The organism is Buttiauxella sp. A111 (genome assembly GCF_014189855.1).
GTDB classification, from domain to species: Bacteria; Pseudomonadota; Gammaproteobacteria; order Enterobacterales; family Enterobacteriaceae; genus Buttiauxella; species Buttiauxella selenatireducens.
Genome location: NZ_BJFN01000002.1, coordinates 41,103 through 64,458, shown reverse-complemented (window position 1 = coordinate 64,458; position 23,356 = coordinate 41,103). Strand labels below are relative to the sequence as shown.

The 23,356-nt window shown below is 53.8% G+C and carries 26 protein-coding genes; 24 read left to right on the top strand and 2 right to left on the bottom strand.

The genetic code is table 11. From position 1 onward, the window contains the following. Positions 1 to 10 precede the first annotated feature (10 nt). From BSPA111_RS06440 to cobT, 19 genes are read left to right on the top strand one after another with little or no spacing between them, the layout of a single operon-like run. A complete protein-coding gene (locus BSPA111_RS06440; RefSeq protein WP_183270363.1) occupies positions 11 to 1,390 on the top strand; it encodes a cobyrinate a,c-diamide synthase in 1,380 nt (459 codons plus the stop codon). Further along, positions 1,387 to 2,346, top strand: coding sequence for an adenosylcobinamide-phosphate synthase CbiB (cbiB, locus tag BSPA111_RS06435; RefSeq protein WP_183270362.1), 960 nt, complete (start codon positions 1,387 to 1,389; stop codon positions 2,344 to 2,346). Before BSPA111_RS06440 ends, cbiB begins: the two co-directional genes overlap by 4 nt. Before the next feature lie 10 nt (positions 2,347 to 2,356). Next, positions 2,357 to 2,986: a cobalt-precorrin-8 methylmutase gene (locus BSPA111_RS06430; RefSeq protein ID WP_183270361.1), complete on the top strand. Its 630-nt coding sequence runs from the start codon at positions 2,357 to 2,359 to the stop codon at positions 2,984 to 2,986. Then, positions 2,986 to 4,122, top strand: coding sequence for a cobalt-precorrin-5B (C(1))-methyltransferase CbiD (gene cbiD, locus BSPA111_RS06425; protein ID WP_183270360.1), 1,137 nt, complete (start codon positions 2,986 to 2,988; stop codon positions 4,120 to 4,122). Before BSPA111_RS06430 ends, cbiD begins: the two co-directional genes overlap by 1 nt. Next, positions 4,116 to 4,721, top strand: coding sequence for a precorrin-6y C5,15-methyltransferase (decarboxylating) subunit CbiE (gene cbiE, locus BSPA111_RS06420; RefSeq protein ID WP_183270359.1), 606 nt, complete (start codon positions 4,116 to 4,118; stop codon positions 4,719 to 4,721). Before cbiD ends, cbiE begins: the two co-directional genes overlap by 7 nt. Then, on the top strand, positions 4,711 to 5,280 hold the full coding sequence (locus BSPA111_RS06415) for a decarboxylating cobalt-precorrin-6B (C(15))-methyltransferase (RefSeq protein WP_183270358.1): 570 nt from the start codon (positions 4,711 to 4,713) through the stop codon (positions 5,278 to 5,280). Before cbiE ends, BSPA111_RS06415 begins: the two co-directional genes overlap by 11 nt. Further along, on the top strand, positions 5,273 to 6,046 hold the full coding sequence (locus BSPA111_RS06410; protein ID WP_183270357.1) for a cobalt-precorrin-4 methyltransferase: 774 nt from the start codon (positions 5,273 to 5,275) through the stop codon (positions 6,044 to 6,046). Before BSPA111_RS06415 ends, BSPA111_RS06410 begins: the two co-directional genes overlap by 8 nt. Before the next feature lie 27 nt (positions 6,047 to 6,073). After that, complete coding sequence (locus tag BSPA111_RS06405; RefSeq protein ID WP_183270356.1) at positions 6,074 to 6,799, top strand: precorrin-3B C(17)-methyltransferase; 726 nt, start codon at positions 6,074 to 6,076, stop codon at positions 6,797 to 6,799. Further along, a complete protein-coding gene (locus BSPA111_RS06400) occupies positions 6,796 to 7,584 on the top strand; it encodes a cobalt-precorrin-6A reductase (protein WP_183270355.1) in 789 nt (262 codons plus the stop codon). Before BSPA111_RS06405 ends, BSPA111_RS06400 begins: the two co-directional genes overlap by 4 nt. A gap of 3 nt (positions 7,585 to 7,587) precedes the next feature. After that, entirely contained in the window at positions 7,588 to 8,382 is a 795-nt protein-coding gene (locus tag BSPA111_RS06395; protein ID WP_183270354.1) for a sirohydrochlorin cobaltochelatase, read from the top strand. Then, positions 8,379 to 9,095 carry a cobalt-factor II C(20)-methyltransferase gene (locus tag BSPA111_RS06390; RefSeq protein WP_183270353.1) on the top strand — a complete coding sequence of 239 codons (717 nt, stop codon included), beginning with the start codon at positions 8,379 to 8,381 and terminating at the stop codon, positions 9,093 to 9,095. The genes BSPA111_RS06395 and BSPA111_RS06390 overlap by 4 nt, the downstream gene beginning before the upstream one ends. Further along, positions 9,092 to 9,829: a cobalt ECF transporter S component CbiM gene (gene cbiM / locus BSPA111_RS06385; protein WP_183270352.1), complete on the top strand. Its 738-nt coding sequence runs from the start codon at positions 9,092 to 9,094 to the stop codon at positions 9,827 to 9,829. The genes BSPA111_RS06390 and cbiM overlap by 4 nt, the downstream gene beginning before the upstream one ends. A gap of 2 nt (positions 9,830 to 9,831) precedes the next feature. After that, the gene (locus BSPA111_RS06380; protein ID WP_183270351.1) at positions 9,832 to 10,113 is read left to right on the top strand and encodes an energy-coupling factor ABC transporter substrate-binding protein; all 282 of its coding nucleotides are present in this window, start codon (positions 9,832 to 9,834) and stop codon (positions 10,111 to 10,113) included. Continuing rightward, the gene (locus BSPA111_RS06375; protein ID WP_183270859.1) at positions 10,100 to 10,777 is read left to right on the top strand and encodes an energy-coupling factor ABC transporter transmembrane protein; all 678 of its coding nucleotides are present in this window, start codon (positions 10,100 to 10,102) and stop codon (positions 10,775 to 10,777) included. Before BSPA111_RS06380 ends, BSPA111_RS06375 begins: the two co-directional genes overlap by 14 nt. A gap of 8 nt (positions 10,778 to 10,785) precedes the next feature. Then, positions 10,786 to 11,601 (top strand): energy-coupling factor ABC transporter ATP-binding protein, encoded by an 816-nt coding sequence (locus BSPA111_RS06370; protein WP_183270350.1) that lies wholly within the window; start codon positions 10,786 to 10,788, stop codon positions 11,599 to 11,601. Then, positions 11,598 to 13,121 (top strand): cobyric acid synthase, encoded by a 1,524-nt coding sequence (locus tag BSPA111_RS06365; RefSeq protein WP_183270349.1) that lies wholly within the window; start codon positions 11,598 to 11,600, stop codon positions 13,119 to 13,121. Before BSPA111_RS06370 ends, BSPA111_RS06365 begins: the two co-directional genes overlap by 4 nt. Then, entirely contained in the window at positions 13,118 to 13,669 is a 552-nt protein-coding gene (gene cobU / locus BSPA111_RS06360; RefSeq protein WP_183270348.1) for a bifunctional adenosylcobinamide kinase/adenosylcobinamide-phosphate guanylyltransferase, read from the top strand. The genes BSPA111_RS06365 and cobU overlap by 4 nt, the downstream gene beginning before the upstream one ends. Then, positions 13,660 to 14,418: an adenosylcobinamide-GDP ribazoletransferase gene (cobS, locus tag BSPA111_RS06355; protein ID WP_183270347.1), complete on the top strand. Its 759-nt coding sequence runs from the start codon at positions 13,660 to 13,662 to the stop codon at positions 14,416 to 14,418. Before cobU ends, cobS begins: the two co-directional genes overlap by 10 nt. A gap of 31 nt (positions 14,419 to 14,449) precedes the next feature. After that, entirely contained in the window at positions 14,450 to 15,508 is a 1,059-nt protein-coding gene (gene cobT / locus BSPA111_RS06350; RefSeq protein WP_183270346.1) for a nicotinate-nucleotide--dimethylbenzimidazole phosphoribosyltransferase, read from the top strand. Between the two features lie 77 nt (positions 15,509 to 15,585). Here the strand turns inward: cobT and BSPA111_RS06345 are convergent, their stop codons facing one another. Then, positions 15,586 to 16,179, bottom strand: coding sequence for a LuxR C-terminal-related transcriptional regulator (locus tag BSPA111_RS06345; protein WP_183270345.1), 594 nt, complete (start codon positions 16,177 to 16,179; stop codon positions 15,586 to 15,588). Positions 16,180 to 16,220: 41 nt separating this feature from the next. Further along, positions 16,221 to 16,922 carry a flagellar brake protein gene (locus BSPA111_RS06340; RefSeq protein ID WP_183270344.1) on the bottom strand — a complete coding sequence of 234 codons (702 nt, stop codon included), beginning with the start codon at positions 16,920 to 16,922 and terminating at the stop codon, positions 16,221 to 16,223. A 634-nt stretch (positions 16,923 to 17,556) separates the two neighbouring features. Here BSPA111_RS06340 and BSPA111_RS06335 point away from each other — a divergent pair. The 5 genes from BSPA111_RS06335 (at position 17,557) to BSPA111_RS06315 (ending at position 23,300) form a co-directional block, all read left to right on the top strand. Then, complete coding sequence (locus BSPA111_RS06335) at positions 17,557 to 18,087, top strand: fimbrial protein (protein WP_183270343.1); 531 nt, start codon at positions 17,557 to 17,559, stop codon at positions 18,085 to 18,087. Positions 18,088 to 18,145: 58 nt separating this feature from the next. Beyond that, positions 18,146 to 18,832 (top strand): molecular chaperone, encoded by a 687-nt coding sequence (locus BSPA111_RS06330; protein WP_183270342.1) that lies wholly within the window; start codon positions 18,146 to 18,148, stop codon positions 18,830 to 18,832. A 99-nt stretch (positions 18,833 to 18,931) separates the two neighbouring features. Next, complete coding sequence (locus tag BSPA111_RS06325) at positions 18,932 to 21,457, top strand: fimbria/pilus outer membrane usher protein (protein ID WP_373925630.1); 2,526 nt, start codon at positions 18,932 to 18,934, stop codon at positions 21,455 to 21,457. 12 nt (positions 21,458 to 21,469) lie between these two features. Continuing rightward, a complete protein-coding gene (locus BSPA111_RS06320; protein ID WP_183270340.1) occupies positions 21,470 to 22,510 on the top strand; it encodes a fimbrial protein in 1,041 nt (346 codons plus the stop codon). Positions 22,511 to 22,532: 22 nt separating this feature from the next. Beyond that, positions 22,533 to 23,300 (top strand): EAL domain-containing protein, encoded by a 768-nt coding sequence (locus BSPA111_RS06315; protein ID WP_183270339.1) that lies wholly within the window; start codon positions 22,533 to 22,535, stop codon positions 23,298 to 23,300. The last annotated feature ends 56 nt before the right edge of the window (positions 23,301 to 23,356 follow it).

The following is a 23,356-nucleotide window of genomic DNA, read 5'->3' as shown; positions in this document are numbered from 1 at the left end:
GGATTGGGGTATGGCAGTCAGGAAACGGACATTCATTCTTGCAGGCACTTCCAGCGGATGTGGAAAAACCACGGTCACGCTGGGTTTGCTTAGCCTCCTCAAACAGCGCGGATTGCGCGTTCAGCCTTGCAAAGTTGGGCCTGACTACCTTGATACCGGCTGGCATAGCGCCGTGACCGGCACATGTTCCCTGAATCTTGACCGCTTCATGTTGCCCGTCTTCACGCTAAATGCCCTGTTTGCTGAGCGTATGCAGCATGCGGATATTGCGGTGATTGAAGGCGTGATGGGGCTGTTCGATGGCTATGGCACCGATCCTGATTATTGCAGCACGGCGGGGATGGCAAAGCAGCTTAACTGCCCGGTCATTCTGCTGGTCGACGGTAAAGCCGTCTCGACTTCGATTGCCGCGACCGTCATGGGGTTTCAGCGTTTTGATCCTGCGTTGCCGCTGGCGGGTGTGATAGTCAACCGCGTCAATAGCGAAAGCCATTATCAGCTACTGAAAAGCGCGATTGAACGCTACTGCAACGTGCCTGTGTTGGGCTACGTTCCCCGCGTGGAAGGGGTTTCGCTACCAGAAAGGCATCTGGGGCTGGTGACCGCACGCGAGTCCGTAGTCAATTCGCAGCCATGGACAGACTTTGCCAACGTGCTGGAAAACACGCTGGATATTGACCAACTTCTGGCACTAAGCGTCTGCGATGCGCTCCCTTCAGGAGCGTGGCCTGAATTACCGTCAGTAGATAGCGGCAAAGGACTAACGCTGGCACTGGCGGATGACGAGGCGTTTAACTTCTACTACGCCGACAATATTGCCCTTCTTGAACGCGCAGGCGTACGCATCGTGCGCTTCAGCCCCCTGCATGACAGCCAGTTGCCGGAATGCCAGATGATCTGGTTCGGTGGCGGCTACCCGGAACTCTACGCGCAAAAATTGTCCGCAAATCATGCCATGCGCGCGCAAATCCTTGCCGCCCATCAACAGGGCGTGGCGATTTATGGCGAATGCGGCGGGCTGATGTACCTCGGAAGCTCACTGCAAGACAGCCACGGCGTGACTTATCCGATGGTCGGCGCCATCCCCGGCCATAGCGCGATGGGCAAAAAGCTAACCCGCTTTGGCTACTGCGAAAGCCGCGCGCTGGTGCCAACGTTGCTGGCCGACGCCGGTGAAACGCTGCGGGGCCACGAGTTTCATTATTCAGATTTTACGCCGGAAACCCCGGCGGTCATGGCGAGCAGCAAAACCCGCGACGGCGCGGTTCTTCAGACGTGGTCGGGTGGCTGGCAGGTGGGAAATACCTTCGCCAGCTACCTGCATATTCATTTTGCCCAGCGTCCCACTCTGCTTAATCGCTGGATCTGCGCGGCCAGGAGGGCGAGATGACTCTACTGGCCTGGGCGGTGGCGTGGATTCTGGATTATCTGCTGGGCGATCCTCACCACTGGCCGCATCCGGTGCGCTGGATTGGCGCGCTGATTACCTTTGTACAACGACTCGTCAGACGCTGCTGTCGCAGCGAAACCGCCTTATCCATCGGCGGCGGTTTGATGTGGCTAAGCGTCGTAGGGATCACGTGGGGCGTGGCGTGGGGGCTGCTGCATATTGCCAATGCCATTCACCCAGCTTTCGGATGGATTGTCGAAGTCTGGATGATTTTCACGGTGCTTGCCGCCCGCAGTCTGGATGACGCCGCGCGTGACGTTGAGCAGCCGTTACGTGCGGGCAACCTTGAAGAAAGCCGCAAAAAACTCGCCTGGATAGTCGGGCGGGACACTTCTCAACTGCACATGCCGCAAATCAATCGTGCCGTGGTGGAAACCGTCGCGGAGAACACCGTGGATGGCGTGATTGCGCCGCTGTTTTTTCTGCTGCTGGGCGGAGCGCCACTGGCGATGGCCTATAAAGCCGTCAATACGCTGGATTCGATGGTGGGCTACAAACACGAAAAATACCGTGCGATTGGCAAAGTCAGTGCGCGAATGGACGACCTTGCCAACTTCATTCCGGCGCGTATCAGCTGGTTGTTACTGAGCCTTGCCGCGTGGCTGTGCCGGAAAAATGCCGTGAACGCGCTGCGTATTGGTTGGCGCGATCGCTATAACCACAGCAGCCCCAACTGCGGCTGGTCTGAGGCCACGGTGGCGGGGGCGTTAGGTATTCGTCTGGGCGGGCCGAATGAATACTTTGGGCAACGGATTGACAAACCCTGGCTCGGGGACGCTTCCCGCGAGATAGCCGTTGACGATATTTCAGGAACGATTCAATTGATGTGGGTGGCTTCCACGTTGGCGCTGATGCTGTTTGCGCTGGTGCGGATTATCTGGTCTGGGGCTTTCTGAGGGAAATATGATGAATTACATACAACAACCACAAGCGATTGAAACCAAAAGTTTCGAGATTATCGGCGAGATCGTGCGGGAAACCCGGCCGGAATACCGTTTTGCCAGTGAGCTGCATGAAGCGGTGATTAAAAGGGTCATCCATACCACGGCAGATTTCGACTGGCTGGATATCTTATGGTTTTCCGAGCATGCGCTCGACAGTCTTTGCGCCGCGCTGCGCAGTGGCTGTACGGTTTATACGGACACCACCATGGCGCTCTCCGGGATCAATAAATCGCTGTTGGCCAGTTTCGGTGGCGAGTGCCGTTGCTATATCAGCGATCCCCACGTTGTGCGCCAGGCGAAAGAGCATGGGATAACGCGTTCCATGGCCGCGGTGGATCTGGCGCTGGAAGAGGAAGGCGAGAAGGTCTTTGTTTTTGGTAACGCCCCAACCGCATTGTTTCGCTTGCTGGAAAAGGATACCCCGGTTCGCGGCGTGGTTGGTGTTCCGGTGGGGTTCGTCGGTGCGGAGGAGTCAAAAGAGGCGCTCACGACCAGCCATCTGCCAGCCATTGCGGCGCGCGGGCGCAAGGGGGGAAGCAACGTCGCGGCCGCCATCGTCAACGCCATGCTGTACCACATGCGGGAGGCGTGATGAGCGACTCCTTCGATGCGCCGGTGTGGCATAACGGCAAAGCGTTACGCAAAGGGTATACCACCGGCTCCTGCGCGACGGCGGCAGCAAAAGTCGCGGCGTTGATGGTCCTGCGCCAGCACCTGATTCATCAGGTTTCTATTACTACGCCTTCCGGCGTGGCGCTGTGTCTGAATGTTGAATCGCCGCAAATCGAAGGACAGCAAGCCCATGCCGCCATCCGTAAAGACGGTGGTGATGATATTGACGCCACGCACGGCATGCTGATTTTCGCCCGAGTCGCGCTGAATGATTCTGGTGAGATAACCCTTTGCGGTGGCGAAGGTGTAGGAAAAGTCACGCGCAAAGGCATCGGCTTGCCGGTCGGAAGCGCTGCTATCAACCGGACACCTCGCCAGACGATCGAGTCAGCCGTACGTGAAGTGATTGGGCCATCGCGTGGCGCGAGTGTGGAGATCTTCGCCCCCGAAGGGGAGATCCGGGCGCAAAAAACCTATAACGCGCGCCTGGGTGTGATCGGCGGGATCTCCATTATCGGCACCACGGGCATAGTGACCCCGATGTCAGAAGAGAGCTGGAAGCGTTCACTGGCGCTGGAACTGGAGCTGAAGCGCGCTGCTGGGCTGGATCGCATCGTGATGGTGCCTGGTAATCATGGCGAACGTTTTGTACGCGAACAGCTTGGGGTGGATAGCCAGTCCATCGTCACCATGAGCAACTTTGTGGGTTACATGATTTCGGAAGCGGTGCGCCTGGGATTCCGCCACATCGTGCTGGTCGGGCATCCGGGGAAACTTATCAAGGTCGCAGCCGGGATATTTCATACCCATAGCCATATTGCCGACGCCCGCATGGAAACACTGGTCGCGCACTTGGCCCTGCTTCACGCGCCTTACGAATTGCTGACCGCCGTCAGCCAATGCGACACCACCGAGGCGGCGCAAGAGCACATCGACGCCTGGGGTTTTCAGCACATCTATAACTACCTTGCCGAACGCATTTGTCTGCGTGTTGCCCAGACGCTGCGCTTTACCAACCATCCGCCAGTTTGTGATGCCGTGATGTTCTCTTTTGATAATCAACTGCTGGGCAGTAATCGCCCGTTGCAGGACATCGCGGAGGAATTGCAATGCTGACGGTTGTGGGGATGGGGCCTGCGGGCCTGCATCTGATGACGCCTGTTGCCCGGCAGGCTGTCGCTGAGGCTGAGTTTCTGGTTGGTGGGAAGCGCCATCTGGCGCAGTTCCCTGATTTCTGCGGCGAAACGCGTGAACTTGACGCCGATATCCCCGGTTTACTCGACTGGCTTGACCGCCATTTATCGCACCGTGTGGTGGTGTTGGCTTCCGGCGATCCGCTGTTTTATGGCATTGGCACCCGGTTGGTCGCGCATTTCGGTATTGAGCGCGTGCAGGTGATCCCCGGGATCAGCGCGGTGCAATATCTGTGCGCCAAAACCGGCATTGATATGAATGACATTTGGTTGACCAGCAGCCACGGCAGAACTGTCGATTTCGATGCGCTGATTCGTCAGCACAAAGTGGCGATGGTGACAGATAAATTGTGTGGCCCACGAGAAATTGCCGCTGAGCTTAACGCCAGAGGGGCCGGGCAACGCTGGCTGGTGATCGGTGAAAACCTGGCGATGGAAAATGAACGCATCCACCGGCTCCGCGCCTGTGATGTCCGAGCTGAGTACGACATGAATGTCCTGGTGATCCTCAATGAAAGATGAGCTGTTTTTACGCGGGGCAAAAGTCCCGATGACGAAGGAAGTGGTGCGGACGTTGGCACTCGCCAGGCTGGATCTCCATCGGGCCAGCCATTTTATCGATGTTGGCGCAGGCACGGGCAGTGTCTCGATTGAAGCCGCGCTCAGCCACCCAGAACTTCGGGTGACGGCAATTGAACGAAACCCCGCGGCGCTGACACTGCTGGCGGAAAATCGCCGCCATTTTGATTGCCGAAATATTGAGATTATCGCCGGTGAAGCCCCGCTGGCGCTGGGGGAAAAAGCCGACGCTATTTTTATCGGCGGCAGCGGCGGCAATCTGACGCAGTTAATTGACTGGGCGTTGAACCAGCTCTGCCCGGAGGGGCGTCTGGTGCTGACGTTTATCCTTCAGGAGAACCTTACCGCCGCACTTCATCATCTCTCATCCCGCGGCATTCACGATTTTGATTGCCTTCAGTTGCAGATTTCCGAGTTAACCACACTGGGGAACGGGCATTACTTCAAACCCAATAACCCCACTTTTATGATTTCCTGCCAGAAGGAAAAAAATCATGGCTAAGACTTTTGATCCCCATTGCGTCTGGTTTGTTGGCGCGGGGCCCGGTGACCGTGAACTGATTACGCTCAAAGGCTACCGCTTGCTGCAAGAAGCGCAGGTGGTGATTTACGCCGGGTCGCTCATCAACACTGAGCTACTGGAATATTGCTCGAAAGAAACAGAGTGCCACGACAGCGCAGAGCTGCACCTGACACAAATTATCGACCTGATGGAAGAAGGGATTAAAGCCGGTAAAACGGTCGTCCGCCTGCAAACCGGCGATGTGTCGCTCTACGGGTCAGTTCGCGAACAAGGCGAAGTGCTGGCGAGCCGTGGGATCCCGTGGCAAGTGGTGCCGGGCGTCAGTGCTTTCCTGGGCGCGGCGGCGGAGCTGGGCGTGGAGTACACGGTGCCTGAAGTGTCGCAAAGCCTGATCATCACGCGTCTGGAAGGGCGCACGCCAGTGCCGCCGCTTGAGCAGATTGAATTGTTTGCCAGCCACCAGACATCCATGGCGATTTACCTCTCCGTTCAACGCATCCACCGCGTTGCCGAAAGGCTGATTGAGGGCGGATATCCCGCTTCGACGCCAGTCGCGGTTGTCTATAAGGCGACCTGGCCGGAAAGCATGACCGTGCGCGGCACCCTGGCGGATATTGGCGACAAAGTCCGTGACGCGGGCATTCGCAAAACCGCGCTGATTCTGGTCGGCGCGTTCCTCGGCGAAGAGTTCCATTATTCGCGGCTTTATGCAGCGGATTTCAGCCATGAATACCGTAAAGCCTGAGTTAATCACACTGGGAGTTTCACACTGATGTTAAGCGTAATTGGGATTGGCCCTGGCTCGCAGGCAATGATGACCGTCGAAGCCGTGGAAGCGTTGCAGTCTGCCGAGATCGTGGTGGGTTATAAAACTTATACCCATCTGGTGAAGGCTTTCACCGGCGATAAGCAGGTGATCAAAACAGGGATGTGCAAGGAAATTGAACGCTGTCAGGCCGCGATTGAGCTGGCGCAAAACGGACACAACGTGGCGCTAATCAGCAGTGGCGATGCGGGTATCTATGGTATGGCAGGGTTGGTGCTTGAGCTGGTCACCAAACAGAAGCTGGATGTGGAAGTGCGGCTGATTCCGGGAATGACGGCCAGCATCGCCGCCGCTTCTTTGCTCGGCGCACCGTTAATGCACGATTTTTGTCACATCAGCCTGAGCGATCTGCTGACCCCCTGGCCGGTTATCGAAAAACGCATCATCGCTGCGGGCGAAGCCGATTTCGTCATCTGTTTCTACAACCCACGCAGTCGTGGCCGTGAAGGGCATCTGGCCCGTGCCTTTGAACTGTTATCCAGCAGCAAACGCTCGCAAACCCCTGTTGGCGTAGTGAAGGCTGCCGGGCGCAAAAAACAAGAGAAATGGGTCACCACACTGGGCGAGATGGATTTTGAATCCGTGGATATGACCAGCCTGGTCATCGTGGGCAATCAGGCGACCTATGTCGAGCAAGGGCTGATGATTACCCCACGAGGTTACACGTTGTGAAATTCGGCGATGTGTTAGTCGTCGGGGGCACGAGCGATGCCCGAGCGCTATGCCGACAACTGGATGACGCAGGGGTTGCGTACACCCTGTCGGTCGCGACACCGACGGGCGAACACCTCGCGGGAGACATCGCCGGAGCGGTGCGCGGTGGGCGCATGGATTATCAACAAATGACCGCCTGGTTGCGTAAACAGGGCACGAGCTGGGTGATTGATGCCTCACACCCATACGCGGAAGTTGTCAGCGAAAACCTGGTGCGCGCCTGCCGGGAAACCGGTGTGCTGTTAAGCCGATACCAGCGGCCAGAGCAACGTGCTGAAGTGGAACATCCACTGCTTTATTGCGTTAAGAGCATCGATGAGGCCTGCCAGGTTGCCGCGACCTTGGGTGAGCGCATTTTGCTGACGACCGGGAGCAAAGACCTTGCCGCCTGGCGCGCAGGGCTGGCGGGAAAAACGCTGATGGCCCGTGTGCTACCGGTCGCGGAGGTGCTGCAACAGTGCGCTGACCTGGGATTTGGCGTGAATCAAATCTTCGCGCTGTGCGGCCCTTTCAGTGCCGAATTCAATGCCGCCTTTTACCAACAGTGTCGGGCAGACCTGGTAATCACGAAAGCATCAGGCGCGGAAGGCGGATTCCTGGAGAAAGTTCAACCCTGCCTGGAAGCAGGGATCCCCTGCATTGTCATTATGCGCCCGGCACCCCTGGTGCAGGGTTCTGAATTACTGGAAAGCCAGACGGCATTTTCACAACGTTTGTCACGCTGGCTGAAACAAAAGGATTAAACGATGAAAAAAGCGCTTCTTGTCGTGAGTTTTGGCACCAGCTACCACGACACCGGTGAAAAAAATATTGTGGCGTGTGAACGCGATCTGGCTGCCAGTGTTCCCGATCGCGATCTGTTCCGTGCTTACACCTCAGGGATGATCATCCGAAAGTTAAAACAGCGTGATGGTATCTCTATTGATACGCCGATGCAGGCGCTTCGAAAGCTTGCCGATCTTGGGTATCAGGACGTGGCGATCCAGTCGTTGCACATCATCAACGGCGATGAGTATGAAAAAATCGTCCATGAAGTGCAGATCATGCGGCCCTTGTTTTCAAAGCTGGTGATTGGCGCGCCTTTGCTCAGCAGTTTCGATGACTATTCGACGCTCATGGCGGCACTGCGCCAGCAAATGCCCGCGCTGGGTGAACGGGAAGAAGTGGTGTTTATGGGCCATGGCGCCAGCCATCACGCGTTCGCCGCTTACGCCTGTCTTGATCACATGATGAAAGCGCAACAGATCCTCGCGAGAGTGGGCGCGGTAGAAAGTTACCCGGAAGTGAGCCAACTGATTGACAACATGCTTGCCGAAGGCGTTCGGGCAGTACACCTGATGCCGTTAATGCTGGTGGCTGGCGATCACGCCATCAACGACATGGCTTCTGACGAAGCCGATTCGTGGAAATCTCAATTCTGCGCCGCAGGGATCCCGGCTACACCGTGGTTGCAGGGGTTGGGTGAGAACCCGGCGGTGCGTGCGATGTTTGTCGCACATTTGCAGCAGGCAATTAAAAGCGCAATGAAGGAGGCAGCATGACGGGAAAACTCTATGCAATCAGCACCGGACCTGGGGCAAGCGACTTAATCACCGTGCGGGCATCACGCGTACTGGCCACGCTGGATGTGGTGTATGCCCCAGCCGGGCGTAAAGGCGGCGATAGCCTGGCCCTTTCCATCGTCCGTGAATATCTGGGTGAGCACACGCAAGTCTGTTGCCGTCATTTCCCAATGAGCGCTGACAGTGCTGAAAAAGAGGAAGTGTGGGATGCGGTTGCCGCCGAACTGCAAAGCGATGTCGAGGCAGGAAAACGGGTCGGCTTTATAACCCTCGGCGATGCCATGTTGTTCAGCACCTGGGTCTTTTTGCTCAAGCGGTTACAGAATCCTGACTGGCTGGAAATCATCCCCGGCGTGACCTCTTTTTCCGCGATTGCTTCACGTTCTGCAACGCCGCTGGCGATGGAGACGCAATCGCTGGCCGTGATTTCCTGTACTGCGCCAGAAGCGGAGATTCGCCGGGCGCTGGAGCAGCATGACAGCCTGGTATTAATGAAAGTGTATGGTCGCTTTGCGCGCATTAAATGTCTTCTGCAAGAAGCGAATTTGCTGGATTGCGCCTTGATGATGGCGGAAGCCACGCTACCGGGGGAGCAGTGCTGGCGGGAACTGAGCGCCATAGATGACGAGAACCCACTGCCGTACTTCTCAACCATTCTGATTAATAAACAGTGGGGCAGAGAAAGAAAATGATACTCGAAAAACAGCTTAAACAGCTCTCGTTCAGCGGCCTGGCAGCGGCGCTATTGCTGATGGTTGTGCCAGAGCAGGCGTTTGCGATGCACATTATGGAAGGTTTTTTACCGCCGATGTGGGCGCTGGCCTGGTGGCTGCTCTTTTTACCTTGTCTGTGGTACGGCCTGGTGCGTTTACGTCAGATTGTGGCCGAGGACAGCCATCAGAAAGTTCTGCTGGCGCTGTGCGGCGCATTTGTTTTCGTCTTGTCGGCGCTGAAAATTCCGTCGGTAACCGGGAGTTGCTCGCATCCCACGGGCGTTGGGTTGGCGGTAATTTTATTCGGGCCGGGTGTGGTGGCTATCCTCGGCGCGGTGGTGCTGTTGTTCCAGGCTCTGCTATTAGCTCACGGCGGTTTGACGACGCTTGGCGCTAACGGAATATCGATGGCGGTGATGGGGCCGGTTGTGGGTTATCTGGTGTGGAAACTGGCTTGCCGTGCAGGGTTGCGTCGTGATGTCGGCGTCTTCTTATGCGCCATGCTGGCGGACTTGACCACCTATTTTGTGACGTCGGTACAGCTGGGGGTCGCGTTCCCGGACTCGGAGGCGGGCATGATGGGATCGACTCTCAAGTTTATGAGTATTTTCTGTTTGACGCAGATCCCGATCGCGATAGCTGAAGGGCTACTGACCGTATTGATCTACGACCAAATAACGAAACGTCGGTTGATAACGGTAGAGGGGCACTAACGATGAAAAAGACAATTATTTTGCTCGGGATGGTCATTGCGCTGGTGATACTGCCCTTCTTCGTTGACCACAATGGCGAGTATGGCGGTTCCGATGGTGAAGCAGAAAGCCAGATTCAAATCATCGCCCCGAATTACACACCGTGGTTCCAGCCGCTGTATGAACCCGCAAGCGGCGAAATAGAAAGTTTACTGTTTACCTTGCAGGGCGCTTTGGGCACGGCGGTGATTTTCTACATTTTCGGTTACTGGAAAGGGAGACAACGTGCAACTGACCGGGCTTGACCGAATCAGCTATCAGAGCCGCTGGTATCACGTTTCACCTGTCCGCAAGTTCTGGCTGTGGCTGGCGATGATGGTGCTGGCGTTTGTCCTGCCGCCGTCCGGCCAGGCTTGTCTGCTGGCGCTGGTGGCGGCGCTAACCTGCTGGTTACTGCGCATTTCGCTCAGGCGTTGGTGCCGTTGGATGGCGCTGCCTTTTGGTTTTTTGCTGGTGGGGGTTGTCACCATCCTTTTCAGTATCAGCCACCAACCTGGGGCGCTGCTATGGAGCGTGCCGGTGGGCAGCGTCTGGGTTGGTATCAGTCATGACGGCTTGCTGGTGGCGAATGCCACCTTCTGGCGCAGCCTCGCGGCGCTGGCGTCAACCTTCTGGCTGGTACTGAATCTGCCTTTTCCGCAATTGATTGTGTTGCTGCAACGGGCGCGGGTGCCACGTTTAATGACCGAACAAATTCTACTGACATGGCGCTTTATTTTTATTTTGCTGGAGGAGGCGCTGGCTATCCATCGCGCTCAGACGTTGCGCTTTGGTTATCGCCGTCTGCCGCAGGGATACCGATCGTTTGCGATGCTGGTCGGACTGCTTCTCACCCGCGTGTTGATGCGTTATCAGCAAATGGTGACGGTGCTGGATATCAAATTGTATCAGGGTGATTTTCACCTGTAAGGAGCATCATGCTAGCCACTGAATCTCTCTGGTTCCGCTACCAGGATGAGCCGGTACTCAAAGGTGTTTCGCTGGATTTCTCACGCCATTCGGTCACCGGGTTAGTGGGGGCGAACGGTTGCGGAAAATCGACATTATTTATGAACCTGAGCGGCATTCTGAAGCCGCAAAAAGGGGCGGTGCTGTGGCAGGGAAAACCGCTGGATTACAGCAAACGCGGTTTACTGGCGCTACGACAGCAAGTCACCACCGTTTTCCAGGACCCGGAACAGCAGATTTTCTACACCGATATCGACAGCGACATTGCGTTCGCGCTGCGCAATCTCGGGATAGATGAAGCAGAAATTGCGCGGCGGGTAGAGGAAGCGTTGACGCTGGTCGACGCGCACGCCTTCCGTCATCAGCCGATTCAGTGCCTGAGCCATGGGCAGAAGAAACGTGTCGCCATTGCGGGCGCATTGGTACTCCAGGCGAAATATCTGTTACTGGACGAGCCGACGGCGGGGCTGGACCCGTCAGGGCGCATGCAAATGATTGAAATCATTCGGCGCATCGTCGCTCAGGGCAACCATGTGGTGATCTCCAGCCACGACATCGATTTGATTTACGAGGTGAGCGACGCGGTGTATGTGCTCAACCACGGTGAGGTTTTGGCTGAAGGGACGCCGGAGGCGGTCTTTTCTCGTCATACCTGTATTCAGCAAGCGGGGTTAACGCAGCCATGGTTGGTCAAGTTGCACCTCGAGCTGGGATTGCCGCTTTGTAAAAATGAGGCGGATTTTTTTGCCCGGATGCGGGCGACATATATTCAGGAGGCGTCATGAAGCGGGCAATCATGCTACAGGGAACGGCATCTGATGTCGGGAAAAGTGTTCTGGCCGCGGGGCTTTGCCGTATTTTCCATCAGGATGGATGGCGAACCGCACCGTTTAAATCGCAGAACATGGCGCTGAATTCCGGCATCACGCCGGAAGGTAAAGAGATGGGGCGGGCGCAAATATTCCAGGCCGAAGCGGCGGGAGTTGTGCCGGATGTGCGAATGAATCCGGTGTTGCTGAAGCCTACCAGCGATAGCAAGGCGCAGGTGGTGCTGATGGGGCAGGTGGCCTGCAACATGGATGCTGTCAGTTACCACGAGTACAAACCGCGCCTGCGCGAACAGGTGACGGCGGCTTATAACAGCCTTGCGCAGGAGTATGACGTGCTGGTGCTGGAGGGGGCGGGTAGCCCGGCGGAGATCAATTTGCGCGACCGCGATATCGTCAATATGGGGATGGCGGAAATGGCAGGATGCCCGGTTATCCTGGTGGCGGATATCGATCGTGGCGGCGTTTTCGCCTCTATTTACGGCACGCTGGCGCTGTTGCAGGAGCACGAACGCTGGCGCGTAAAAGGCGTCATCATTAATAAATTCCGGGGTGACGTGGCGTTGCTTAACCCTGGGATTGAACAGATTGAGTCGTTAACGGGGGTCCCGGTGTTGGGGGTGATGCCGTGGCTGGATGTCGATCTGGAAGATGAAGACGGCGTGGCGCTCCAGCGGGGTAAATATCTGCGCACCGAAAAGCGCGATATCGACATTGCCGTGGTGCAATTGCCGCACATATCCAACTTTACGGATTTCAATGCGCTGGCGGCGCAACCGGATGTGCGGGTGCGATATGTTCGCCATCCTGAAGATCTGGACGGTGTGGACCTGGTTATTTTGCCGGGCAGCAAAAACACCCTTGGCGATTTGACCTGGATGCAGGAGCACGGGCTGGCCCAGAAAGTGCTGGAGTTACATCGATGCGGCGTGCCGATGATCGGGATTTGCGGAGGTTACCAGATGCTGGGCGATACCATCATCGACGAAGTGGAATCCGGGCTTGGCACATTACCGGGGCTGGGGTTGCTCAATACTGTGACCCAATTTGCCAGCAGCAAAACCACCACCCAGGTGACGGCTGAAATCGCAGCTTCATTGCCCGGTTGGCTGGCGCAGGCGTCGGGGATTACGGTACGCGGCTATGAAATCCACATGGGGGAAACGCGTTTAACGTCGGGTTGTCGTCCGGCGTTGTCGCTGGAAAAAAACGGCGGGACGGTGGCTGACGGCGCGGTCAGCGATGATGGGCTGGTTTTTGGTACTTATCTGCATGGATTATTCGACAGCAACGCCTTTACGCGGGCGGTGGTGGATGGTCTTCGGGCGAGGAAGGGATTAGCCGCGCTGACAAACACAGTGGATTACGCGAGTTACAAAGCCCAACAGTTTGATCTTCTGGCAGCCGCCATGCGGCAAAACATTGATATAGAAAAAATTTATAACGTCATGCGTGAACACCAGGAGGCAACGGAATGATTCTGGTCACGGGGGGCGCACGCAGCGGAAAAAGCGCCCATACAGAACGGCTGGCCGCTCAGAGTTGTGACCATGTTTTATACATTGCCACCTCTCTGGTTACGGATGACGAGATGGCATTGCGCGTGGCGAAACATCAAGCGCAACGGCCAGAACACTGGCGTACCTGGGAAGGGTTCCGCGATGTGGGCGACGTGATTCGCCACCATTTGCAGCCTGGAGAAGGCGTGATGCTGGAGTGCATCACCACAATGCTTTCAAATCTGCTTTATGAAGAAAGCGGAGGCGCTGACCCTGAAACTCTGGATTTTCCTGCTCTGGAAGCATTCTTGTACCGTCAGATTGACGACCTCATCGCGGCATGCCAACAGTCTTCAGCCCCGATCTTCATTGTGACTAACGAACTGGGCATGAGCATCACGCCGTCCAATCGCCTCGCGCGCCATTTTGTGGATATCTCCGGCAGGGTAAATCAAAAGCTGGCGCAGGCGGCAGAAGAGGTGTGGTGGGTGGTGTCGGGGATAGGGGTAAAAATCAAATGTCGCTAAACATGCTGGTCGCGACGATGCGATTTATTACCCGCATTCCGGTGCCAGAAAAGTGGGCTGACGGCGTTGAGTTCAGCCAGTATGGCAAGGGCGTGCCTTATTTTCCCATTGTGGGCTGTATTGTCGGCGGGATTGCCGCGTTCGTTTCGCTGCTTGTCAGCCAGAGCGGGGGCGGCATTTATATTGGCGCGCTGACCTATGTTTTGGCACTCGCTTTTCTGACCGGCGGGTTTCACCTGGATGGGCTGGCAGACACCTGCGACGGTCTTTTTTCTGCCCGTAGCCGCGAGCGCATGCTGGAAATTATGCGCGACAGCCGCCTGGGAACGCACGGTGGCCTGGCGTTGGTCTTCTGTATCCTCATCAAAACGTTCGCCGTTGTTTCTCTTTCGCATTATCCCGTTAAAGAACTTTTCGCTCTGTTGATTTGCGCGCCGGTGGCCGCCAGGTCTGCCATGGTGCTGGCGATGTACAGACAACGCTATGCCCGCGCCGGTGAAGGAATGGGCAATATTTACATCGGCCAGATTAGCGGCTTTCAGGCAGCAACAACCTTGATTATTGGGGCGCTGCTGGTGGTGTTACTCGCCGGATCGCGGGGGCTTATCGCCATTCTGGTGACTTATTGTGTGGTTTATGGCGTCGCGTCATTTTTCCGCCGTCAGTTAGGGGGGCAAACCGGTGACACATTGGGTGCCTCGGAAGAAGTGGGTGAACTGGTTTTTCTGCTGGCATTGCTGTGGGTTTGAATGACGCGTTAAACAATTGAGGATAATAACGGTGCAAACATTAACGGATTTAGTGGCAAGCATCAGGCCGCTTGATAAACAAAAAATGGCGCAAGCGGCTGACTATATTGAAAGTTTAGCAAAGCCGGCAAAAAGTCTTGGACGCCTGGAAGTGATGGCCACTCAACTGGCGGGTATGCGGGGTCTGAGCCATCTGGATAATCTGCAAAAAGAGATCATCGTGATGTGCGCCGATCACGGTGTGTTTGATGAAGGTGTGGCCGTCACACCAAAAGAGGTCACCTATATTCAGGCGCTGAATATGCAGAAAGGGCTGACCGGCGTGTGCGTGCTGGCTAAAAACAGCCAGACGTCTGTTTTGCCGGTAGATATCGGCATTGATTGTGAACCCATCGCGGATATGGTGAGCCTTAAACTGGCACGCGGTTGCGGCAATATTGCGCAGGGGCCAGCCATGTCGCGCCAGGACGCTGAACAACTGCTGCTGGCCTGCGCGCAGTTGGTGAAAAAGCGTGCGGGTGAAGGCGTGTCTATCTTTGGTGTCGGTGAACTGGGTATTGCGAATACCACACCCGCCTCGGCGATGATCAGCGTCTTTAGCGATTGTGATCCTCACGATGTGGTGGGAATCGGGGCAAACCTCCCACTCGATCAGTTACAGCACAAAGAGTCTATTGTGAGAAAGGCGATCCACGTTAATCGACCTGACGGCAATGATGCGGTGGATGTGTTGGCGAAAGTCGGCGGATATGATTTGGTGGGGATGACGGGCGTCATTCTTGGCGCGGGGGCGTGTGGTCTTCCGGTGGTGTTGGACGGTTTTCTCTCCTACGCGGCGGCCATCGCGGCTTGCCAGATTGCACCTGAAGTCAAAAGCTATTGTATCCCTTCACATTTTTCGGCAGAAAAAGGCGCGCAACGCGCATTAGAACACCTTAACTTAAAGCCGTATCTCTATCTGGATTTACGCCTCGGAGAAGGGAGTGGCGCGGCTATTGCGATGTCGATATTAAGTGCCGCATGCGCCATGTATTGCCATATGGGATTGCAAGCGAACAGCGGTTTTAGCCTGCCGGGTTCACCGACATAATCGTTGATAATTGCGCTGGAAGCCGCAAGCAAAAGGGCAGGGAAGGAACCCTGTGAAACGCCCTTGCGCCCGCAGCCTTAGAATATAAACGAACGGAATCCGCTGAGGTTTTGATAAAGCTGAGCGCTGTTGCGAAACCCTAGTTTGCGTACAGCGTTCATCTTATGGCACTGCGCAGTTTTGTAGTTGATGGCCAGCTGCTGCGACACGTGGCGAATATCTGAACCCTCAAGCAGCAACCGCAGAATGCTCTTTTCCATCTGCGTCAGCTTACCGCGCTCCGTTGATCGGGAGCTAACAATGCCTGGGTTCATCACCATTTGTAGCAGCGTTAAATGCAGCTGCGCCAGCCTGGCATTGTCGGCAACCATCTGAACATGCTGCAGCAACAGTTCCGGTATCAGTGATTTGTGCTGGTGTTTCAACAGCAACGCAATCTGTTTTCCCTTCACATCTTCCACATGGTGATTAAGCCAGAGGATTTTTTCTGTGGGGGAATAACTGCTGTCCAGCAGGCTAATCAGCAACGGTACGGTGGGATCTGCCTCCAGCACAAATTCCAGCTCTGCCGTCGTGCTTACAAAGACAGGCTCCAGTCCTGATTCGGTAATGGCTGAATGAAGGCCCGCCCCCATGAAATCCATGGCGCTCCAGACGATAATACTTTTCATCGGTGTTATTTCTCTTTAAAAACGAAAAGCCAGCGGCCGCCTTATAATCGGTGCAGTCGTTTCTCTTCAAGGAGTAATTTAACAATGATATTGTCCAGTTTTCGCAGCGTACTTTCCGTCATTCGCTTGAACTGGCAGGAGAGATGAACGACGTCACGATAGCTCTCATCCTCGTCGGTTTCTATTATTGGCTCTACGTTGATCACGTGAAGATTAGAAACCAGTGTGCCTATATCATTAAAATCAAATTCAACATTGCGTAATGTAGTGCCGCAAAGTGAATTAATATGCTCATCATTTTCAACAATCAGTGCACAACCACCGTGGGAAATATCCTTAATTCTGTAGTGGTATTTACGCCCATCATTAAACTTGCCGTAGCACTGAAAGTTATGTTTGTTTGCCAGGGTTAAACGCGAATGCATTCGTCGTTGCGTCACTTTGACGCTTACGGGAAAACAGACGTATAAACAATTGACGTTATTAACGATAACGGCTTTTGCTTTTGCCGTTTTAAAATCGTATTTGCCGTTGTCATCCTGGATAACAAAATTCAAAGCATTGCGCTTTTTCGCCAATTCTTCATCCCACGGGATAAAGAACCCTGCGGAATCTATTTTCTGAATACGGCTGGCAATGACCCCTGTTTTATCATGGACATCGACACGGCTTCCCTTTTTTACTGCCTCACGCATAATCGCAATGATTTCAAACATATCCTGTTTGACGTAGGCGTCTTCCATTTTGTAATTATCCTTCTGATACGAATATCAAAGTGCTAACAGTTTGCTAATGGGGGGGAATAAAATTGTTATCTGAACATGGCGGAGTGACGTAACTCAGCGCTATTTAATAACAATGGTTGTATCTGCAAAGTCATTAATTTCCCACTGGAAATATAATCAACTATTACCTCAGTGTAATAGTAGCCTTGCGTTAATAATATCATGGTAAGCTTATAACTCTGTTGGCATTAAATGTAGCATAAAAATCCAAAATAAAACAAATCCTAAGATTAAGTGTCTCAGTTGTCTGTCATGATTGATTGATCGTGTTGCTGCCAGCGAAAAATACAGAATGTAAGACTGTAAAACCAAAAAATTACTTAATTAAAACAACAAGTAACCATTTTGCTTCTCATTGCGCACCAAAATATAGCCCCTGGCTGATCACAAATTCACCTCTCCAGCAAATGTAACAATCTATTAATTTCTGTTTATTAAGTCGTGAAAACAATCAATCTATGTAAATTCCTGGTGTAAATTTCCCTCGCCCAATCAGTCCAACCGGACGTTGTCGATAGAGCAATCCCATTAATAACCAGAGGCTTTTATTTGCCTCCTAATAGTTATTTTCTAATCAGTACATGGAGTCACAATGAAGAAGATTTTACTGCCTGCCGCTGCACTAATCCTGTCAGCAACAGCAATGAATGCCTATGCAGTAAATGGCAAGGTTGAATTCACCGGTGAGATCGTGAAATCCACCTGTAACGTCGTTTCTGGCGACCAGGATAAACAAGTTTTCATTGGTAAATACCCAACAACTGCATTTACCAACGTCGGTGACGTAACGGCTTCTAAAGCATTCACCATTCAGCTTGAAAAATGTGAAGCTGGCGATTACTCCCTGCGTTTTGATGGCCAGACTGTTGCCGGTCACTCAAACCTGCTGACTGTTAACCCAGCTAAAGATACCAGTCTGGCTGATGGTGTTGGTATCGAAGTTCTTGATAACAACGAGCAAATCATCCCTGTTAACCAGTCCGCTGATGCTAACAGCCCGTGGGTCACTATCGCGGCTGATGGTACTGCCACTTTCAACCTGAAAGCGCGCTACAAATCTTTCGATACCGTACAAGCTGGTCCTGCAAACGCAAATGCCACTTTTACCATCGAATACAAATAAGCCACGGAATGTGGAATCTGGACCACGGATGGTCTGCGTGATTAATTGGATTGAGTAAATGAAAAAGCGACTGGCATCATTATTACTTCTTATATCTTTACAGGCCTCTGCGGGTATTCAGGTCGGAGAGACTCGGGTTATTTATAACGGCAACCAAAAGTCTGCCGCCTTATCTATTCACAATGACACCGATGAAACCTGGATGGTGCAGACCTGGCTTGATAATGGCGATGCCAGCAAAACGCCAGCTAATTTACCCATGCAGGTTATTCCGCCCATTTTGAAACTGGCAGGAAATAAAGACGCTATTCTGCGCTTTATTTACTCCGGCAACGGCCTGCCTGGCGACCGCGAATCCGTTTACTGGATTAACGTTCAGGAAATACCCCCTTCGGCCAAACAAGAAAACGTACTGCAAATTGCGGTTCGTACTCGCGTGAAACTCTTTTATCGCCCAACCACGGTGAAAACAACGCTTCTGAAAGAAGCTGAAGCGCTCACCTGGCGCAAACAGGGCAATGACCTTGTGGTCACCAACAACGGACCATTGCACGTCACTTTTGGGGTGCTAACCCTCAAAGGCAGCGGCGGAAAAACCTGGAAAACCGAAGCCGATATGGTGAAACCGATGGCTTCTCTGCGTATTGCGTTACCTGCCGGCGCGTCTGCGGCCAATAATCTGTCATTTACATTCATCAATGATTATGGCGGTCACACAGAAATAAAAGATACACGCATTCAATAATCCAGCTTAGGAATGAACAGCATGGCTCGCAATAAACAAATGGACCTGTTACCACGGCGTCTGGCTTATCACATTCGATGCGCTTTATGTGTATCAGCAATGCCATTGTTAGTCGCGCCGTTATCTTATGCTGATGAGCAATTTAACACTTCGTTTATTCATGGTGAGGATAACGTCACGCTGGTTAAGGATCTTGCTAATGGCGATGATATTTTACCCGGGCGTTATCCGTTCGATATTTACGTGAATAAAAAGCGTGTCGATCACCGTGAAATTGAATTTAAGAAATTACAGCCCAATACCCAAGGGACGTTTTGCCTGTCCGCTGATGAATACCGCGAATACGGAATTATAGTGGCTGATACTGCGGGCAGCAGTTCCTGTTATGACATCGTAAAAGCCATTCCGGGCAGCTCGATGAGCTGGAATGCCGCACTTCAGGAACTGGATATTTCCGTGCCGCAGACCCACATGGAACCGCTCCCGCAGGGCATGATTTCACCCCGTGTGTACGAGAACGGCATCAACGCGGCCTACGTGAACTATTCGTTCAGCGGCGATCACAACCGTTTTTCAGACAACAACAACACCCGTCAGGGTGATTACTATTTCTTGTCGCTGAACAACGGCGTTAACCTCGGCCCGCTGCGTTTTCGTAATAACTCTACTCTGTCGAAACAACCGGGTGAAAAAGAGGAATGGACGCCCGTCTCTTCCTGGGTAGAAACCGATATTATTCCATGGCGCAGCCGAGTCCAGATGGGGCAGAGCAACACCAACAACAACGTTTTCGACAGTTTCCAGTTCCGCGGGATGCAGATCTCCAGCATTCCTGAGATGCTGCCAGACAGCCTGCGCGGTTATGCACCAGTGGTGCGCGGCGTGGCTAACACCAACGCCCGTGTGGAAGTTCGCCAGAATGGTTATACCGTCTACAGTACGATGGTGTCGCCGGGGCCGTTTGCCCTTAACGATATCTATCCGAGTAACCTCAGCGGTGACCTTGATGTGACGGTTATCGAAGCTGACGGCTCGCGCCATAGCTTCAGCATTCCATACTCTTCCGTACCGAATATGCTGCGCGAAGGGATGTGGGAGTATCAGGTCACCGCCGGTAAATATCATGATGGCTCAAGCAGTTATCAACCAAAATTCGTCCAGGCGACGGTCTCTCACGGTACGAAATACGATCTGACGCCATACGGCGGCCTGCTGATGGCTGAAAATTATCGCTCCGGGGTTGTTGGGGTCGGCACCAACTTTGGTGAATGGGGGGCTGCGTCCGTTGATGCGGCCTGGTCCGACACCGATCTGGCTTCCGGCGACAACAAACGCGGCGCCAGTTTCCGATTCCTGTATTCCAAATCCCTCAATAGCCTGGGAACCGAGTTCCAGCTTGCCGGGTATCGTTATTCTACCTCTGGCTATTATGACTTCTCAGACGCTATCAATGAGCGGGCCAGCTGGGATAACGGGTTATACCACACACAGTATTACGATCAGGACAACAACCAGAACGGCGTGCCGGACTGGGCAACGAACGAGCGCAAATACTACGACACGCTGCGTTATAACAACAAACGTCAACGCGTACAGTTGTCCGTTAACCAACATATCGCTGGCGCATCGCTTTACGCGGTCTTGTCACGCCAGAACTACTGGGGCACTTCGGCCTACGACCGCACCGTCCAGACTGGGATCAGCTCCTCGTGGAAGCGCATCAACTACGGCATGTTCTACCAGAACAGTCGCAGCAACTACGGCTACACCGACAACAGCATCAACTTCAACCTGTCGATTCCGTTCAGCGTCTTCGATGCTAACCGTGATATGACCGCAAGCTTTAGCGCGACCCACAGCAAACAGAGTGGCGACGGTTTCAGCACCGGCTTGAGCGGGACGTTGCTCGATGACAACCGCATGAACTACTTCCTGCAAACCGGTCATACCGAGAATGGCGGAAGTACCAGCCTTGCGAACCTCGGTTATCAGGGGAGTTACGGCAACATCGAGGTAGGCCACAGCTATAACAGCAACTATCAACAGACCTCGCTTAACGTTTCCGGTGGCATCGTGGCGCACTCCGGCGGCATTACTCTGTCACAGCCGTTGCAAAATACGTTTGTGCTGGTTGAAGCCAAAGGTGCACAGGGCGTTCGCCTTGAAAACCAACCTGGCGCGGCCATCGACACCTTTGGCTATGCGGTGCAAACCTCCGCCATGCCGTATCGCCATAACCGTGTGTCGCTGCGCACATCCGACATCGGCAATGGCCTGGATATTCCGCTGGCGGCCAAAGATATCGTCCCAACTAACCGCGCGATTGGCAAAGTGGTGTTTGAAACACATCTCGGCCAGAGCCTGCTGATTCACAGCAAGTTGAATACCGGTGAGATGCCAATGATTGGCGCCAACATTTTCAACAGCCAGGGCACCAGCATTGGCGTGGTCGGGACACAGGGTAAAGCCTACGTTTCAGGCGTTGAAAGTGGCGAAAAACTGAAAATGAAATGGGGCGACAGCGCAGACGATGCTTGCATGATGACCGTGCCGCAGTTGCCGCCGATTGATACTGATAAACCGGGTGGTTATCAGGAAGTGACTCTGACCTGCAGCACAAAATAAAGGAACCTGACAATGTGCTTTTTCAATAAACTGCCCCGGGCCGGATTGATCCTTTTTTCCCTGCTGGCGGCCTTGTTTTCAACAAACAGTTTTGCGCTGTCGTGTAAGGATGCTTTTACCGGCAGTGCGAAACAGATTATCTCTTTGGATCAGCCTATCAACGTGTCGACGGCTAATTTGCAGCCAGGCCAGTTGCTTTGGCGTTCCCAGACTTTCTCCTCCACCTTTAAGTGCGAGGATACGGATGGTTTCCCAAAAGGGGAAAACGCCTATCTGTGGTGGGACCCGACCAAATTGGTACAGAGCATCCACAATTCGCTGCAAGTGGGCGTCACCTTTAAAAGCGTTGACTACAATCCGGTCGCGCAACAAAACACCCTGGTCGGGCCGGGTACGACGTGCCGCCCTAACGGACGTGGCGGCTGCAAAAGCCCGGCACAATCCCAGACGGTGAAGGTTGAATATTCGGTTTATATCAAAGCAACAGGTAACGCGCCGCCGCAAAGCGGCCAGATAACCGATAACAATGAGTATGCGTTGTTCCAGGTTGATGGCGTAGGCGGTCTGAACTCGCGCCCGGACAGTAACTTCCGCTCTTATATTACTGGACTTGGCAACATCCGTTTTATCTCCTGTAACCCACAGATAACTGTCGTGGCTAACAACGGGAGCACCGTGAACTTCGGCAAGATCCCGGCGCGTAATGCAGTGGTGGGGAAAATCGAAAAACAGATGCCATTCTCCGTTGAGGCCAACCTGACCGGTGCCGGCCAGGATTGCCAGGGGAAAACGCTGATGGCAAGTTTTAGCTCCACCTATCCGACGCAGGATACCACCACCATTTTACCGACCAGTGACAGCGGTTTCGGGATTGTGATTTCTAAAGCGGATGCCCCGCTTACGTGGATCCCGATGAATACCCCGCAGACTCTGGGTTATATCAACGGCAGCGTTATCAGCACTAATTTCCTGGCGAGCCTGAAATGGCTAAGTACCACGCCGAAAGAGGGCACGTTTAAAGCCTCTGCGAATATTGATGTCACCTTTAAATAGACCAGCGCGGTAATGTCGCAATATGTCACTGATAACAACTAAACCAACCGGGATGCGCTATGTCTTTCAGCCGATGTTCGATCGCGAGGGGAAACTCATTGCGGTGGAGTGCTTGTCACGGCTCGATCCGCTGAAGCATGGCCATTCTGCTAACGTGGAACAGTTCTTCAGTAAGGCACCGCTGACGTTACGCACGGATATTCTGCTGGAGCAAATCGCGCTGGTGGCGCAATACCAGTCCTGGTTTCGCGACAACAACGTCATGGTGACGTTAAACATCGACGAACAGACGCTGATGGCGCTTGATGACGAGTTGATCTCGGAATGTGTCAATGCAACGGGTTGCCTGCACTTTGAGATCAACGAGTTCTCCCGGACTCTCACCTGCCATAACCCGACATCTCTGGCATTAAGCGAGAAATACTCGCTCTGGCTGGATGATTTTGGCTCCGGTTATGCGGGGTTTAGCGCGTTGTCGGTTCAGCCGTTCCGCTATATCAAAACCGACAAGTGCCTGCTGTGGAGTCTGTTTGAGAAGAATAATGGCCAGGAACTGATGTCATCCCTGCTGAGCTATTTTAATGCAAACCATTATCTGGTGATCGTTGAAGGCGTTGAGACACTGGAGCACCGCCGGTGGCTTGACGATATGTCATGGTTTGCGCTTCAGGGGATGCTGTGGCAAGAGTGCAGCATCAAAACGCTGATGGCCAGAGCACCGGTTTATTCATTCCATGGGGATGGCAAACAGGTTTGTAACGCTCAGGAAATCACGGGATTTTTACAGTAATAGCTGACGGAGTAAGCGCCAACCGCACTGGATAATGGCTGGATGGCGCTGCGGCA